This is a genomic window from Pseudoalteromonas sp. APC 3358, from assembly GCF_030408075.1.
GTDB classification, from domain to species: domain Bacteria; phylum Pseudomonadota; class Gammaproteobacteria; order Enterobacterales; family Alteromonadaceae; genus Pseudoalteromonas; species Pseudoalteromonas arctica.
Genome location: NZ_JASDCE010000012.1, coordinates 95,835 through 112,842 on the forward strand (window position 1 = coordinate 95,835; position 17,008 = coordinate 112,842).

9 protein-coding genes are annotated in these 17,008 nt (G+C 40.0%); 6 read left to right on the forward strand and 3 right to left on the reverse strand.

Features of this window, described 5'->3' with window-relative positions:
* Window positions 1-157 precede the first annotated feature (157 nt).
* The 6 genes from recC to QL995_RS17160 all read left to right on the forward strand — a co-directional run bounded on the left by recC (window position 158) and on the right by QL995_RS17160 (window position 13,401).
* Complete coding sequence (recC, locus tag QL995_RS17135; protein WP_290294693.1) at window positions 158-3,457, forward strand: exodeoxyribonuclease V subunit gamma; 3,300 nt, start codon at window positions 158-160, stop codon at window positions 3,455-3,457.
* Entirely contained in the window at window positions 3,444-7,022 is a 3,579-nt protein-coding gene (gene recB / locus QL995_RS17140; RefSeq protein WP_290294694.1) for an exodeoxyribonuclease V subunit beta, read from the forward strand. The genes recC and recB overlap by 14 nt, the downstream gene beginning before the upstream one ends.
* On the forward strand, window positions 7,019-9,073 hold the full coding sequence (gene recD / locus QL995_RS17145; RefSeq protein WP_290294695.1) for an exodeoxyribonuclease V subunit alpha: 2,055 nt from the start codon (window positions 7,019-7,021) through the stop codon (window positions 9,071-9,073). Before recB ends, recD begins: the two co-directional genes overlap by 4 nt.
* Window positions 9,074-9,266: 193 nt before the next feature.
* The gene (locus QL995_RS17150) at window positions 9,267-10,592 is read left to right on the forward strand and encodes a PAS domain-containing methyl-accepting chemotaxis protein (RefSeq protein ID WP_007585625.1); all 1,326 of its coding nucleotides are present in this window, start codon (window positions 9,267-9,269) and stop codon (window positions 10,590-10,592) included.
* A 621-nt stretch (window positions 10,593-11,213) separates the two neighbouring features.
* On the forward strand, window positions 11,214-12,284 hold the full coding sequence (locus tag QL995_RS17155; RefSeq protein WP_007585627.1) for a hypothetical protein: 1,071 nt from the start codon (window positions 11,214-11,216) through the stop codon (window positions 12,282-12,284).
* A 55-nt stretch (window positions 12,285-12,339) separates the two neighbouring features.
* Window positions 12,340-13,401: a hypothetical protein gene (locus QL995_RS17160; RefSeq protein WP_290294696.1), complete on the forward strand. Its 1,062-nt coding sequence runs from the start codon at window positions 12,340-12,342 to the stop codon at window positions 13,399-13,401.
* 85 nt (window positions 13,402-13,486) lie between these two features.
* On the opposite strand, the gene ttcA is transcribed toward QL995_RS17160, so the two are convergent.
* From ttcA to QL995_RS17175, 3 genes are all read right to left on the reverse strand, one after another.
* A complete protein-coding gene (gene ttcA / locus QL995_RS17165; protein ID WP_007585631.1) occupies window positions 13,487-14,401 on the reverse strand; it encodes a tRNA 2-thiocytidine(32) synthetase TtcA in 915 nt (304 codons plus the stop codon).
* 170 nt (window positions 14,402-14,571) lie between these two features.
* Window positions 14,572-15,498 carry a universal stress protein UspE gene (uspE, locus tag QL995_RS17170; RefSeq protein WP_007585634.1) on the reverse strand — a complete coding sequence of 309 codons (927 nt, stop codon included), beginning with the start codon at window positions 15,496-15,498 and terminating at the stop codon, window positions 14,572-14,574.
* Window positions 15,499-15,855: 357 nt separating this feature from the next.
* Window positions 15,856-17,007: a right-handed parallel beta-helix repeat-containing protein gene (locus tag QL995_RS17175; RefSeq protein ID WP_169043467.1), complete on the reverse strand. Its 1,152-nt coding sequence runs from the start codon at window positions 17,005-17,007 to the stop codon at window positions 15,856-15,858.
* Window position 17,008 lies beyond the last annotated feature (1 nt).

Consider the following 17,008-nt stretch of genomic DNA (forward strand, 5'->3'; position numbering starts at 1 on the left):
CACTACTACGCACAGTATATAAAATAGATGCTGTGCGTATAAAATCTGTAAGTTAGTTCTTAACTCTCTGATTTATTAAAGCCAATTACCCGTTTGCGCTACCCCTAATATTGAAAATATCTTACACTGGTTTTATCTCAAGCAAGGTCAGTGTTATATGCTAAATATTATTCAATCAAACCGGATGGAAGCCCTGCAAGCGCAGTTCCACCAGCTGTTAAAAGTAAACCCATTGCAAAGCCCGTTCGACAAAGAAGTAGTGCTAGTGCAATCGCCGGGTATGTCGCAGTGGTTAAAAATAGGTTTGAGCGAAAACTTAGGGGTTGCGGCGCAGGTAGATTTTCCGCTGCCGTCGAGCTTTATTTGGCAGTTGTATCAGCAATTACTGCCAAATGTCCCTAAAGAGTCGGCATTTAATAAGCCCAACCTTGCTTGGAAGCTGTTTGCCACTTTACCCATCTGTATTGATGAGCCGCTATATTTACCGCTAAAAACCTATTTAGAGGGCGATATTGACGGGCAAAAAACCTTTGCGTTATGCGAAAAAATAGCCGATGTGTACGACCAATATTTAATGTACCGACCGCACTGGATAGCCACATGGGATAGCGGCAAAGATGAGCTTGATGACGTAGATGTAACCATTGCCCCATGGCAGCCTGACTTATGGCGACGCATTGTAAAACTAAGCCAAGAACTTGGGCAAAGCCAATTTCATCGCGCTAATATGCAAGGGCAGTTACTTGCAGCACTTGAGACTATGGACAATAGCATACTGCCACAACGCATTAGCTTATTTGGTATATCGGCGATTGCCAGCTCCCAGCTAGACGTATTTGAAGCGCTGAGTAAAAAAACAGAGGTTATATTATTCTTTTTTAACCCGAGTGAGCATTACTGGGGCGATATTATAGATGAAAAAACAGCAGCTAAAATAAGCGCTAAATACGCTAAAATGCCGCTGGTGGAAGCGCAACAAAAAAAACACACCAACCCAGATGAAGAATACTACTTTATAGGTAATCCGTTGTTATCGTCGTGGGGTAAATTAGGTCGCGACTATTTTGAGCAACTCGTACAGTTAGATGCCCGTTGGATTGATGGTTTTATTGATGTGTTTGACGACACCTTACTAGGGCAAGTACAAAGCGAGATTTATCAGCTTGCGTTTAAAGGTGAATCGCTGACCGATAACAAAGAGTGGTTTATAAACGACGAAGGTAAATTACCAATCAGCGCAACCGACACCAGCATTACGCTAAGCGATTGCCATACTCCGCTCAGAGAAGTTGAGCGCTTGCACGACTACTTACTTAACTTATTTAATCAAAACCCAGCGCTTACCCCCAAAGACATAATCGTCATGATGCCCGATGTAGGCACTTACAGCCCTTACATTGAAGCCGTATTTGGCGGAGCACAAGGCAGCCGCTTTATTCCTTACGCATTGGCCGATTTAGCCATAGAGCAAGAAAAGCCCGTCCTTAGCTCATTTGCGAGTTTAGCTAACTTACCGTTTTCGCGCTTTGGTGTGTCGGATATTCTCGATTTATTACAAGTTACGCAAATAGCCGAAAAATTTGGGCTTGAAGCGCACGAATACGAGCAAATTCAATACTGGCTTGAACGTGTTGGGGTTAAATGGGGTATAAACGCAGCGCATAAAAGAAGCTTTGATTTACCAGCTATCGATTTAAATACCTGGCAACATGGGCTTAACCGTTTACTGCTTGGTATTGCTATGCGCGACGAACAATGCCCGTTTAACGGTATTTACAGCGCTGACGAAGTAGAAGGCATGGCGCTCGATACACTCAATAAGCTCGTGCACTTTATTGATGTACTGCAAAGCTTTAAAGAGCAGCTAACGCCCGACGATACGCTCACTAATAAAGCGCATATTTTAAGCGAGCTACTAAACGCTATATACGAAAGTGAAAGTGACGACAGCTGGGATTTATTAGTACTTCAAAACGTGCTCGAAGAATTACAAAAACACCACGACAACGGCGATTACAGCAAAGCTGTTTCGCAGCGTATTGTTAGTTACTTAGTTAAACAAGGCATTCAAGAAAAAGGCGTAGGGCAGCGATTCTTAGTTGGGCAAGTCAATTTTTGTACGCTTATGCCCATGCGCGCCGTACCATTTAAAGTGGTATGCATGCTGGGTTTAAACGATGCCGACTACCCACGTAACGTACAGCCCATTGGTTTTGACTTAGTGCCTTATTCTAAAAAGCAAAAAGGTGACCGATCACGTAAATTAGATGACCGCTACTTATTTTTAGAAGCGCTATTGAGTGCCCGCGACAACCTATACATGAGTTACATTGGTCGCTCGTGTTTTGATAACCAACCGCGCATGCCATCAACGCTTGTAAGTGAGCTTTTAGAGTATATTGGGCGTAGTTTTGTATTAAGCGATAAAAGCGAAAAAACGCTGCCAGCATGTTTAATCAATCAGCAGCATTTACAGCCCTTTAATAGCCATTATTACTTAGCCGATGAGCAAGCCAATACTGTGCTGAGCAACCACAGTTACAATCCAATTTGGCTGCCAAGTGAGTCAATTAAACCAGAGCCAGTTATTGCACTTGATGTGACTGTGCCAGAGCAGTTAGATCTTGATGTGTTTATTAGAAGTGTGTGCAGCGCACAAGAGAGCTTTTATCAGCAAACACTAGGTTTACGCCTGCCACAATTTAACGAAGTAGCAAAAGACGAAGAGCCATTTAGTTTAGATGCGCTGCGCCGTTATTTTTACCTTGATGAAATACTTAAAGCCAATATAAACGAGCAACCACTGAGTACCGAGCAAATACTGCAGCGGGGTGAGTTACCTCAAGCCAATGTAGGCAGCCTCATATTTGAGAGTATGGAGCACCGAGTTGATGCGCTTGCAGGGCAAGTTAAAGAGCATATTAAAAGCGGGAAAAGTGAGCCGATAGAAGTTTTGCTTACCATTGAAGGCACCAAAATAGAGGGCTGGCTCAATCATATTTATTTGCAAAAACAAGTGTTTTACCGCAGTGCGAGTATTAAAGCGAAAGATTTAATTAAAGGCTTTATTTATCACCTTGCAGCGCAAAGTATGGATCAACAAGTAGAAACATTGTTACTTGGGCTCGATAAGCAAATTACCTTTGCGCCCATAAACAAAGCCGATGCGGATGCACTATTAGCCGATTGGTTTGAGTTATACAAAGCGCTGCGCGCAGAGCCTGTGCCGTTCTTTCCGGTAAGTGGTTATGAATACGTTAAAAGCGGCGGCGATATAACAAAAGCAATGAGCAAATTTAGCCCGCAATACATAGGGCGAGGCGAGGGCGAAAATCCGTATATTCGCTTAACGGTGCAATCGCTAAATGACTGCCAAGAAGAATTTATAAAATGGAGTGATAAATTGCTCACGCCTTTATTTGAACACGCAAAGGAGAGTGACCATGCAAGCGCTTAATCCTCTTACTATGCCGCTCACTGGTCAAAGTTTAATAGAAGCCAGTGCGGGTACTGGTAAAACTTATACAATTACGGGACTGTATTTACGTTACTTACTAGGTATGCAAATAGAAGGTGAGTTAAATACGCCGCTCAGTGTTGAGCAAATTTTGGTAGTAACCTTTACCGACGCTGCCACCCAAGAAATTAAAGACCGCGTGCGCAGCCGAATTATTGCTGCGCGCGACGCATTGCTTGGGCAAGACCCAAACGACGAACTCATTGAAGGCGTAATTGCCAAAATTGATGATAAGCACCGCGCCTTTGATTTACTCGATGCAGCTGCTAAATCAATGGACGAAGCCGCTATTTTTACTATTCATGGCTTTTGTCAGCGGATGCTAAAACAACATGCGTTTGAGTCGGGTGTGGCGTTTAATCTCGAATTTATTTTAGATGAGCGCGACATACTGCTCGAAACCATTAAAGATTTTTGGCGCGCGTTTGTATACCCACTTAACAAAGAACGCACAGATGCTATTTTAGAGGTATTTGCCGCACCAGAGGCTTTATTCGCTCAAGTGGCGAGCATTTTAAATAAAGCTAATGCGCACATTACGCCACAAATAAATTTAGATGATGTATGGAAAGCCCGTGACGAGTACATAATCCGTGTACCTGCATTTAAAAAAGCGGTGTTAGAGCAAGAGTTTATAGGTGCTATTAAAGGCTCGGGTTTAAGCGGGTCTAAAACGCCAGCACGAAAAGGCAGCCTTAGTGCGCTTGAGGCATTTTGTTTAGGCGGCGATTTGTTTTTTGAATTTGGCACTAACAAGTATTCGTTTGAAGTGTGGAGTACAGAAAACCTAAGCGATGCAGGCAATTATAAAAAAAATCAGCCATTATTTGTGCATCCATTACTGAGTCAGTTTGACGAGCTTGCCGCCCTTAACAACACCATAAACCAAGGGCTCAAAATAGCGGTTGTACAACATGCAGCACGCTGGGTAAAAGCCGCAATAGTTAAGCGCAAGCAAGAGCAAAGCGTGATCACCCCTGATGACTTACTGACCAATTTACACAGTGCGCTTAATAACGAGCAAGGCGACGTACTGGCGCAAAAAATTGCGCAGTTGTTTCCGGTTGCCATGATTGATGAATTCCAAGATACCGATCCGATTCAGTACGGTATTTTTAGTAAAATTTATGGGCAACAAAATACCACGCTTGCCATGATAGGCGACCCTAAACAAGCTATTTATGGCTTTAGGGGCGCGGATATTTTTACGTATATTGGCGCAAAAGAAGCTGTACAGACTGATCAGCAATTTACGCTGGGTACTAACTTTCGCTCAAGCACCGATATAGTCAATAGTGTTAATAGTTTATTTGGCAAACACGCTAACAGCTTTATTTATAACGACGCTATACCGTTTAACGCAGTGGCTGCGAAAGGCAAAAAAGCGGCTGATTCTTTTTTAATTGATGGCAAACCCGCTACCGCATTCGAATTTAATGTATTTGTGGATGAAGCCGCCGATGAAAAAAACAAACCAACTAACAAAGGTGTAGGGCAAGCGCATTTAGCCACTCACTTTGCTAATAAAATAGTGACCCTGCTTGAAAAAGCAAAACAGGGGGACGCGTGCATTGGCAGTAACCCTGTAAGCGCTGCCGATATTTGTATATTAGTGCGCGACCGTGTTGAAGCACAAATAATGAAAAAAGCGCTAGATGATGCCAAAATTTCCAGCGTGTATTTATCGCGCGAAAGCGTTTTTAGCCAAGAGCTTAGCCATCACCTACTTAACTTTTTAACAGCGCTGCATGGTCAATATGATGAGTCATTGCTGCGCGGTGTTTTAGCCGGACCACTATTTTGTTTAAGTTATAACGAAATACACGCACTCGCCGATGATGAGAATAAATGGCAAGAGCATTTAAACTTTTTTGCTCAACTTAGCCACATTTGGAACAAGCAAGGCGCTATGGCAATGCTTGAGCGCTTAATGAGCCATAACCAGCTTAGCGCTAAATGGCAAGGATTGGGATATAACGTTGAGCGTTGGCTGACTGACTTTAGGCATTTGGGCGAAATACTTCAGCAAAAACAAATAGAGCTTGAAGGCACGCTGCGTTTGCTGCGCTGGTTTGCACAAAAGGTAAGCCAACAAGACGGTGAAACAGTACAGGTACGCCTAGAAAGTGACGCCAACCTAGTTAAAATTGTCACTATGCATGCCTCAAAGGGGCTTGAATACCCACTGGTATTTATGCCGTTTGCCAGTGGCTATCGCGAAACTAAAGAAGCGCTTTATCACGATAATGGCAAACTAATTTACGATTTAAGTAAAGACGAAGATGCACTGCAAAAAGCAGAGCAAGAGCGCCTAGCTGAAGATTTACGCCTGCTGTATGTAGCACTTACTCGCGCTGTGCATTTTTGTGCGCTTGGTGTTTATAACATTGGGCAAGGGCAAAGTAGCCGCTTAGCAATGCAAAGTAGTGCACTAGGGCATGTTTTATTTGCAGGGCTTGAGCTTGCCAGTAGCCAAACATGGCGCACGCATTTAAGTGAGTTTTGCGACGCTAATAGTGCGATGAGCTATCAGCAATTTACCTCACAAACATTATTAGAACAGGGAACACTTTGTTTTAATAACAGTGAAAGTGCGCAGCAAACGTTAAGTGTTAATAAAGTAACAGCAAGCATTGAGCGTAACTGGCGAGCAACCAGCTTTAGTGCATTGAGCTTTAAAAAGCACAGCGACCAATTAGCCCCAGGGCGAAGTGATGAAGATCACGAAAAAGACGAGTTTGCAGTGCAAGAGGACGAGCTGCCATCACCTTATAGTTTTCCTAAAGGGCCAAAGCCGGGTAGCTGTTTGCACGAAATATTTGAACAAATAGATTTTACTAGCCCAATAGTTCACCCAACTAATACCGAGCAAAACTTATCTGAGGTAGTTAAGCGCAGCCTTGAAAAGTACCACATAGGTGATCAATGGCGAGAAGTGGCTGAAAAGTGGGTGCTTGATGTTCTTGCGTGCCCCCTAGATAAAAGCTCTCTAGAAAACAGCCTTCTTTCATTAGGTGTGCTTACACCAAGCGACTGCCTAGTCGAAATGGAGTTTAATTTACCACTTGAGAGCTTAAGCGCACCTAAGCTAAACGAAATGCTGGTTAAACATTTTGGCTTTACGCAAAGTAAGCTTGAATTTTCACAAGTAAAAGGCTTGTTAAAAGGCTTTGTCGATTTAATATTTTGCTACCAAGGCAAATATTATATTTTAGATTATAAGTCTAATTATTTAGGCAGTACGCCAGCTGATTACGAAGGCGATATGCTTGAGCAAGCGATGAGCAGTCATCAGTATCATTTACAGTATTTAATCTACACGGTAGCGCTGCATCGTTTATTAAAACAACGTATAGCTGATTACTCGATAGAAACCCATTTAGGCGGCGTGTATTACACGTTTTTACGTGGAATGCCGACAGGGCAAGGCGTGTACTTTAAAAAGCTAACTGAAGAACAAGTGATTATTTTAGATGGCTTATTTAGCCAAGGAGCTATGCTATGAGCGATTTAAATGAGCAACCTGGCTTGTTTGACGATATAGACGAGACACTTAATAATGAAGCCGCAGAGCCTCTTACTTCAAAAAATGTAGCACAAGATGCCCCATTAGAGGACATTGTGTTAAATAATACGATTACCGAAGTCCCGTTACTTGAGTATTTATTAGCGCAAAACCGACTGCGTGTAGTTGATGTGAAGCTCGCTGAATTACTGTGTGCTAATGACATTGAGCAAACTCACAATGAACTATTTTATATTATTTTATTGCTGTGCTTATCACAGCAAAGCCAGCATAGCTGCCTAACCTTAAATGAGGTTGACTGGAGCAATCCTTTTAACTTGCGCAAAAGTGACTTTAATAAACTCGATGGCAATGTACCCAGTACGCTAAGCCCGTTTAGTGATGATTTTAATGTACACACAGCGCTTAATTATTTACAAAGCCATGAAAGCGTAGGCGAAAATAAACCACTACAACTGTTTAACGAGCGACTTTATTTTGCGCGCCTTGCCGGTTATGAGCAAACACTCGCGGATAGACTATTAAGCATGAGCGAGCGAAAGCTCAATATTAATAATGAAGTATTGGCTGAACTTTTAAATACCTATTTTCCTGCTGATTCAACAATTGAGACTGATTGGCAAAAAGTGGCGTGTGCGATTGCGGCCACCAAAGGCTTTAGTGTGATCACGGGTGGCCCAGGTACAGGTAAAACTACCACAGTGACTAAGTTGCTGGCTATTTTGCAGTCACTTTATAAAACCGCGCCGCTTAGCATTAAGCTGGTGGCACCGACAGGTAAAGCCGCTGCACGTTTAAGTGAGTCTATTTTAGGCGCTAAAAATAAGCTCACAACGATTCCTGATGATATAAAAACGCTGATACCGCAAAGCGCTCAGACTATTCATCGCTTATTGGGCGTAAAACCGTTTACTAATAAATTCAGACACAACAAAAGCAATCCGCTGCATTTAGATGTGCTGATTATTGACGAAGCCAGTATGGTCGATTTATCGCTGATGGCTAAATTAATAGAAGCATTGCCTACGCACGCGAGATTAATACTCCTAGGTGATAAAGATCAGCTTGCCTCGGTAGATACCGGCAGCGTAATGAGCGATTTATGCCAAGGTTTAACACTTGGGCAAACGCCACGCTACTCGCAAGCACGTTGTGATGAGCTAAATAGCCTATGTTTTAATAATGAACCTAAGCTCGTAGCGCAAAGCGTGAGTGAATTTAAACTCGCAGATTGCGTTGCTTTTCTACAGCACAGTTATCGATTTGATGCACAAAGCGGCATTGGTCAACTCGCACTTGCGGTAAACACAAATAACACCGGTATTTTAAATTACGTTGAGCAAGAAAGTACTGAAGGGCGTTTTAACGATGTAATTTTAGATTACGACTTTGTAGCAAAACCAATTGAAAAGCTGGTTAAAAGTGCAGCAAGTCATTATGCAAAATACCTTAACTTAATTGCCCAAGGTGCAGATGTTGCACAGGTGCATGCTGCTTTTGCTAGTTATCAGCTTTTAGCTGCAGTGCGAGAGGGCGATTACGGCGTGCATAGCTTAAATCAGCGAATAGAGCGCGTATTGCAACAGCAAGGTTTAATAACAGTTAGCCCTAATACACATCATTACACAGGCATGCCCATTATGGTGAGCCAAAACGATTATCAACTTAAGTTATTTAACGGTGATATTGGTATTTTAATGCCCGATGAAAGTGATCAACTCAAAGCCATATTTATTGATGAGCAAGGTAATCAACGAACATTTTCGCCAGCACGACTCCCTGCGCACGATAAAGTCTATGTAATGACTATTCATAAATCACAAGGTTCAGAGTTTAGCTACACAGCCATGGTACTGCCACCGCTAAAACAAGCGCGCATGGGTATTAACAGGCAATTAGTGTATACGGGAATAACCCGCGCTAAAAATAAGTTTGAGCTGGTGGCTGACAAAAAAGTACTGCAATTAGCAATGAATAAAAGCGTATCAAGAGCGTCTGGATTGTATGAAAGATTAAAGTTTGAGAATTAAAGGTTCTGCTGGGACATAGAAGTTATTTTATTGATGTATCCACATATTTGTAGATACCAGTGTTTATGTATTGGCTATTTTAAAACTTTCTGAATCTAGTAATTAAAGCTCTTATTATTTATCGCGTTATAAATAATATCTTCTATAATAAAATTAATTTCATTTCATATCGAATGTATTAGTAGGGATATTAATGTTTTTTTCTAAAAATAAACAAAACGAAATAGCTTCTCTAAAAGCTGAACTTTACCCATTACAACAAGTATGGGAAGGGCTTTACCGAGAGATGTTAGTACTAAACATTCTTTATGATGGCCGAATTTCGCACGCCAATGATAAGTTTTTAGAAAACCTAGGCTACAGTGAAGATGATCTAACTAATAATTCTTTTGACGATTTTATTACAGATTCGTCTCGTCAATCTTCAGAGTTTAAAAGCCTACAGCAAGCTATTAAAAAAGAAGGGCATTGGGGCGGTGCATTGCAAGTTATGCGCAGCGATGGTAAAGCTGAATGGTTACGTTTAATAGTACATCCAGTAAAAGGGGAGCAAGATCAGTTGCTCTATTTTTCTATATTCGGAAGTGTACTTACAAAAACAATTACGGCTTCTCGCGAGCAAAGCGATACTATTAAAGCGATATATCGCTCTATGGCGGTAATTGAATTTGATTTAGAAGGCCATGTCTTAAAAGCAAATGATCAATTTTTGGCTGCAATGGGTTATCAAGAAAGTGAAATACTAGGTAAACATCACCGTACGTTTTGTGAGGCTTCAGAGTATAACTCCCAAGAGTATCTGCAATTTTGGGCTAAATTAAGAGAAGGTAAGTTTATTGCTGAGCGTTTTAAGCGCGTAGATAAACATGGCAACATTGTTTGGCTAGAAGCGTCGTATAACCCAATCTCAAATGACGCGAATGAGCTTTATAAAGTGATGAAGTTTGCAACTGTTATCACTGACCAAGTAAATCAAGAAATTGCGATATCACAAGCTGCCGAAATTGCTTATAGCACCTCAACCCAAACTGATAAAAAAGCAGAGCAAGGCGCGAGCGTTATACAAGATACAGTCGCAGTAATGACTGAGCTGGCTATTAACATGGAGCAAGCTGCAAATGAAATATCAGCGCTTGATCAGCAGTCGCAACAAATATCGAGTATTGTACAAAGCATTAGTAGTATTGCTGAGCAAACAAATTTATTAGCATTAAATGCCGCAATTGAAGCGGCAAGAGCTGGCGAGCAGGGGCGAGGCTTTGCTGTGGTTGCAGATGAAGTGCGATTGCTTGCATCGCGTACCTCAAAAGCAACAGAAGAAATTGTAGAAGTTGTACAGCGCAACCAATCACAAACCCAAAATACGGTGGCTGTAATAGAAAAAGGTAAAGAGAAGGCAGAGCAAGGCTTGGCGTTATCTAAAGAATCTGGTGAAGTGATGCAAGAGATCCAACAAGGTGCACAAGAAGTTGTAAATGCGATTGGGCAATTTACCAGTGAACTTAAAGCTAACGGTTAGATTAGCTTCGTCCTTATTCTAAAGCGGGCACTTTCAATGGTATCCGCTTTAATCTTACTACCCTCAATATACCCTCAATATACCCCTTGAAACCCATCTAATAATTTCAAATATAACAACTATACCTCTATTAACTCATTAATCGGTATGAAATAAGTTTCTTCTCTTCCCTAAATGATAATAAGTTGTTGCATTTTTGTTTGTTGTTCCTAATACTAGAGTCTGTTGATCTTTCAAGGTTAAATTTGCAGCAGTCTGTTTGGTATTTAGGCAAGGCAGAGCCTAAGTAGTGTGGTTGTTCCCCATAAATAGGCGATAACGTAGCATTAATGCCAAACAGACGCTGCCCAAAGGGTACTTCCTAGAGGCTATTTACTCTTTGTTGCTCGTTTTTTACTTATTCTTACATGGATGTAAGCCAGTAGAGTAACGCAGGAGCAGTTACCGAGCCCACTAGGTTACAAATCTCGCGCCGTGATTAAATAGCCTCTAGTTTGAACAAATTTTAATCCGCAAAGAACAACAGACCCTAGTGAACACCTAAGCTGACAAGCTTATGTAAACCAACATGAATACCTTAAATGATAATAAAATATTAAGTACACAACATTAAGGAATTGTATGAACAACACAAAACGCACACACAAATTAATTAAGCCAAGCCACCTAATTGGTGCGGGGTTAGCTATGTTAATGAGCTTTTCTGCAGCGAGTAAAGACTACAAAATTATATTAATTCATGGGTTACAAACTTCGCAAATAACAAATAAGTCGGGTAGTGATGTAATCAATGATGGTGAAACATATTGGCAATCGTACTGGAATAATCGTGCAGATGAGCGAATTGATTGGCCTGCTTATGAACGTATTGAAGGTAAAATTGCTACCGATTGGGTGTGGCCAAAGCTAAAGCAAATTTCACGCTCTAATTTATGCAGTGATGGCTGTGTATTTGTAACACATTCAACAGGAGACTTAGTTGCACGCCATATTATTGATAATCAAGAAAACTGGTTAGAAAACGAAGGCTTAGAGCCGCTTAATATTGTTGCTACGTTTGATTTAGCAGGCGCGGGTGGTGGAAGTGAGCTAGCTGACGTAGCTGTTAGTGCTTTAACTGGCGCATCATGGAACTTTGCGGTCGATGCTGCACTCAAATGGTGGCTAGGAAGTGATGTAACCGAAGCTGTTGGTGTATTACACGATTTAAAAGTAAACAATGCACGTAAAATTTCACCATTCCCAGATGCACGTACGCCACGTTTACGCTTTGTTGCCGATGGAAATGCATATTTGGGTTTAACGGGTGGTTTTTTAAAAGGCAATGATGATTCGGTTGTTGCATCGCACTCTTCATGTGGTGCCAGTTCGGCTGGCTCGTTTGGAAGTTGTAGCAGCAGTATTGATACAAATGGCCATTTAAAATCGCAAGGTGATGCAGTAAGTAGCTTTATGCCAAACCATTATCCAATGATGATGAGTGACAGTTATAGCCATAACGAAATACATAACGCGCAGCGAAAAGGTAATGTAACAATAGCCATGAATAACGTAAATGTGGAAGGTGACACTGTAGGTTTTAATACGTTTGATAAAACTACAGGTAGTTGGTTTTGGAAAAAACAATATCGTTATATTAAGGATTCAAATAATTTAAGCGCATCAGCACTTATTTATAATGTGATTCCATAACATACAAGGCGTGTAGTTAAAAACTATACGCCTTATAAAAGATTGAAATATAAAAATGAAAAAATTTTATGTCGTTGCTTTAATTATTAGCACTATTTTATTCTCGCTATGGTTTACAGGTAAAAATGATGCTCATAAAGTTGCTGAGCCAATAACACCTCAGGTTAAACACAGTGCGAGCGTAGCTGATTTATCGCCAGTAAAAGTGATCCCTATAGATGTACCTACAGCAAAAAAAACACAATCAAAAAAACAAATCGCGTTTAATGAAGACTTAACAAAAGCAGCGCAGCAAGTGGTTATGCAATATGAAAGTGCACTTAAATTTCCTCCTTATTCTCAGCCATTGAGTCCATTAGATGAAGATCGATTAAAGCCAAATCAATTCTACCCGGTATCGAGCCCTATTGATGAAAGTGGCGATGCTTTAACGTTAAGTCTTAAGCAATATCGTTTTGTATACCCAGAAGAAATAACAATAAAGATAAGCGCTCAAGGGCTTGGAAAAGTGGTCGTTGAGCTTGCAAATACAGATACAAAAGAAGTGTTAAATACCCATACAGGCAATGCGCGTGACGGTGAAGCAATTATAACATTTGAAGAGGATGAAGATTACCCTCGTAGCTTACAAGTGTTTGTAGAGGGTGATGTTGCGGGTAAAAAAGTTCCCGTAGTTGCGCAAATTCAATATATGCCGCCGAGTGCAACTTTAACAGGTTTTGAAACTGCTTATGCACAAAACGAAAACATGATTTTGCCAGCTAACATAGTGGTAGTAAAAAGTGGTTTGTATCGTGTTAGGGCTAATTTATACAGTGGCGATACACCACTTGCTCATTTAGTATCTAAAGAGCGGTTAACGAAGGGAAGCCAAACTCTTAATTTGAAAGCCCACTGGTCGGTATTACCACAAGGCATTACAGATATGCGCTTAAGCGACTTTGTTATTGAGAGAATGTCGCCAAGCCCAGGTGAGCGAAACAGCTTTGGGAATAGTGAAATAAGTCATTTTGATATTAACGATTTTTCGTACGATAGCTTGCAGCAATTACCATATCAGGCTAATGCACAAGAAAAGTTAAGTTTGGAATTTTTACAAGGCTTAGCTGAGAGTTAAAGTAAAGCTTAAGATTAAATTGGTAAATTAAAGGGTTTGTATATAAATACAAACCCTTAATTCTTTACTCTTAGCTAACTAAAAGTTAGCTTAGATTTATAGTAACTACACTTGGCGCTTCTTGTTCATCAAGCTCATTAGCCACAGGCACTTTAGGAATGTCTGGTTTATCAAGGGCTATATCGCCACCATCAATTACTTCACCTGTTTGTAAGTTTTTAAAATCAAACAAGTCGGCATCAGCTAAATGTGAAGGCACTATGTTTTGCATTGCTGTAAAAATGCTTTCAATACGACCCGGGTGCTCCGCATCCCATTTAGCGAGCATTGTTTTTGTATGTTTACGCTGTAAGTTTTCTTGCGAGCCACATAGGTTACACGGAATGATAGGGTAACCTTGTACAAATGCGTATTGGCTTATGTCGCTTTCTTTACAGTATGCAAGTGGGCGAATAACCATATGTTCGCCGTTATCACTCATTAATTTAGCCGGCATACTTTTTAGCTTTCCGCCGTAAAACATATTTAAAAACAATGTTTCAATCATGTCGTCACGGTGATGACCAAGGGCTATTTTAGTAGCGCCTAGCTCTTTTGCTGTGCGGTATAAAATACCACGACGTAAGCGTGAGCAAAGTGAACACGTTGTTTTACCTTCGGGGATAATATCGGTAACAATACTGTAAGTATCTTCTTCTACAATTTTGTATTCAACATTCAATTTATCAAGATACTGGGGTAAAACATGCTCAGGAAAATCAGGTTGTTTTTGATCAAGATTTACAACAACTAGGTCAAACTTTATAGGTGCTACACGTTTTAAATGTTGAAGCATTTCAAGCATTGTGTAGCTATCTTTGCCGCCAGAAAGGCATACCATTATACGGTCACCTTCTTCAATCATATTGAAGTCCATAACGGCTTGACCAGTTTGGCGACGTAAACGCTTTTGCAGCTTATTTAAGTTAAATTGAGCTTTAGCTTGATCTGAGTGTGACAATTACGCCCCCTAGTAAAACAATACAGCAAAGTTATTTGCTAAAAATAAAGGGGCGTATTATACCCAAACCACCTGAATATGCGAGTTTAGGATGTAATTAAAATTGATTTAAACGTGCCTTATTAACACGTAAAAATAACTCGCTTATAACTTGCACATAAAGCTTAAAATTAATCCTTTGCCATAGGGCTCACGTAACCATCGGGTTTGAGTGCCAGTACATCACAGTCTAGGCTATCAATTACATGCTCTGCTGTATTACCTACAAGAGCGGCACTTAAGCCCGTGCGACCTACGGTACCAATAACAACTAATTCGCTATTTAACCGCTTCGCTACATCAGGGATTACATCCTCTGGCAGGCCTTCTTCAATAAAACATTGCTCTGGGTTTAAATTAAACTCTGCAGCAAGTGCATTGGTTGATTCATGATGATGCTTTTTAACTGATTCGTTATAAAGTCCTGGGTTAAACTCAGGAATTTCGATGGCAATATTAATAGGAGTTGCAGGGTAGGCATTAACTAAATTAAGTTTTGCGTTGGCAAGTTCACATAAATATTGTGCGTCTTTAATAACGCGTTTATTAAGTGCTACATGTTCTTCGTTTTCACTAACCGCATTTACAGCAGCTAAAATATTACCGTTTGCTGGCCATGCCATTTCTTTTACAAATAATACCGGGGCTGGGCATTTGCGTACTAAGTGCCAATCGGTCGGGGTAAAAATAACTGATTTAAGTGCACCATGTTGATGTGTGCCTTTAATTACTAAATCGTACTTTTCATCAATTACAGTATCGATTATGGCTTCGTAAGGGCGATTATGCCAAACCACTTGGGTTTCAATATTTATATCTTTGTAAGGGGAAACTAAATCGTTTAGCCATAGCTGGCGATCTTTTAGTACGGCATCGCGCATTGCTTCGCGTTCATCGCCAGATAGCATAGTCGTCATTTCGTAAGAGAAGTCGTAAACCGTCATAAAGGCGGTAATACTTGCGCCAGATTTTTTAGCTAAATCTATAGAACGTGCTAAACCGTGTTGATCATCTTTGGTGGGGTCAATAACCGCAATAATGCGTTTAATAGTGTTCATATGCTACTCCATTTACCTAACGGGTGTACATTTAGTGTAACGTAAATATAAAACAGTTAAAGGGGTAGCATATAAATTGTTGTTCTAAATCAAAAAATATTTTCGTTCCAAGTTTTAAATATACTTGATGTTTTTTTTGCTCTTTTTTAATTTATAGCGATTTAATTGCGGTGCATGTTTGCCTTTTATAGATTTCCATTTCCTATTCATTGGGAGTACGTAAGTTGCATCGACTCAGTCTCACCTAAGGCCAAAATAGACTGAAGAAGCCTTAACCCATAAGGATATCTAAAATTTAGTAACTCAAAGGCTGTGAAATATACTGAAAAGTTACTTCAAACTAAAAAATTATACTTTTTAATTATTCTTAGATTCCAGTAATATATTATTTTCTTGGGAAAATCCGTAAGTTTCTTTTACAAAGCTTACCCCTGGGAGTAGGTTATAGGTATTGTCTTTAATTGTAGAAAATAAATAATTTTTCCCACCGCGAGTAAATAAGTTAATTAGATCCCAGTATTTTTTTTCTGGGTAAACGGTCATATCAATATCAAGAAAGTGATTATTATTGATATAAATGCCTCTTACGTAATTATCGTCAATGAGCTCTCCCGTCACATCAGATTGTATTCTAATACCCCCTTTCGAACGTATAATACTGTTATGCGTAAAATAAATACTCCCCCAATTAAAAGGAATTGTCACACTTTTTGGCTTGTTTGGATAAGCATTGAGTATAAATTTTTTTGTGTCTAAAAAAGTATTCGCAATGATTTTAACATTTGAATAATAGGTCAGCTCGATAGCAGTACCTTTTGTATTTCTAAACGTATTATATCTTACTAAAGCCTTAGACACTGGCTTTACAGAGGCGAACTTTAAAGAGCCCTTCATGCCTTCGAAAGTATTATTTTCAACTCTAATATCATGCGTACCACCAAAGTTATTATTCCAAGGATGAGTGGTTGTAACTTGCGTGATATTTTCAAAGTAATTATTACTAATTTTGATTCTGAAAGAATTAATTGGCCCATCGAAAGAAGATAAGTGAGAGGAAGTAGCTCTAATTGCAGCATCTCCGAAGTTAAAAAATTGGTTATGATGCACTGAAATATCTGAAGAGCCGGCTAAAAGTAAACCTTGCTCGCCCCAAGCGTAATTAACCTTATCTTTTGTTAGCCCTTCAAAGATGAAGCCTTCAATAGTTAAAAAATGTGAGTTATAAAAAGCTAAAATATATTCACCTTCAAATCTATCACACTTTCTCAGCACTACTCCCTTTTTTGCAGAGATAACAACATTACTGATGTTTTTAAAAATTATAGCTGAGCAAATATCATAAACGCCTGGTTGTTCAATAATTAATTCACCATTCTCCTCAGTGTTCAAAATTAATTCTTTTAACGATTGAGAGTCATCGGCCCCATCATCTGGAATCATGAAACTTAATGCTTGAGCACTGAATATACCTAAAGAAAAAATAAACAAGAGACATAAAATATTACGCATA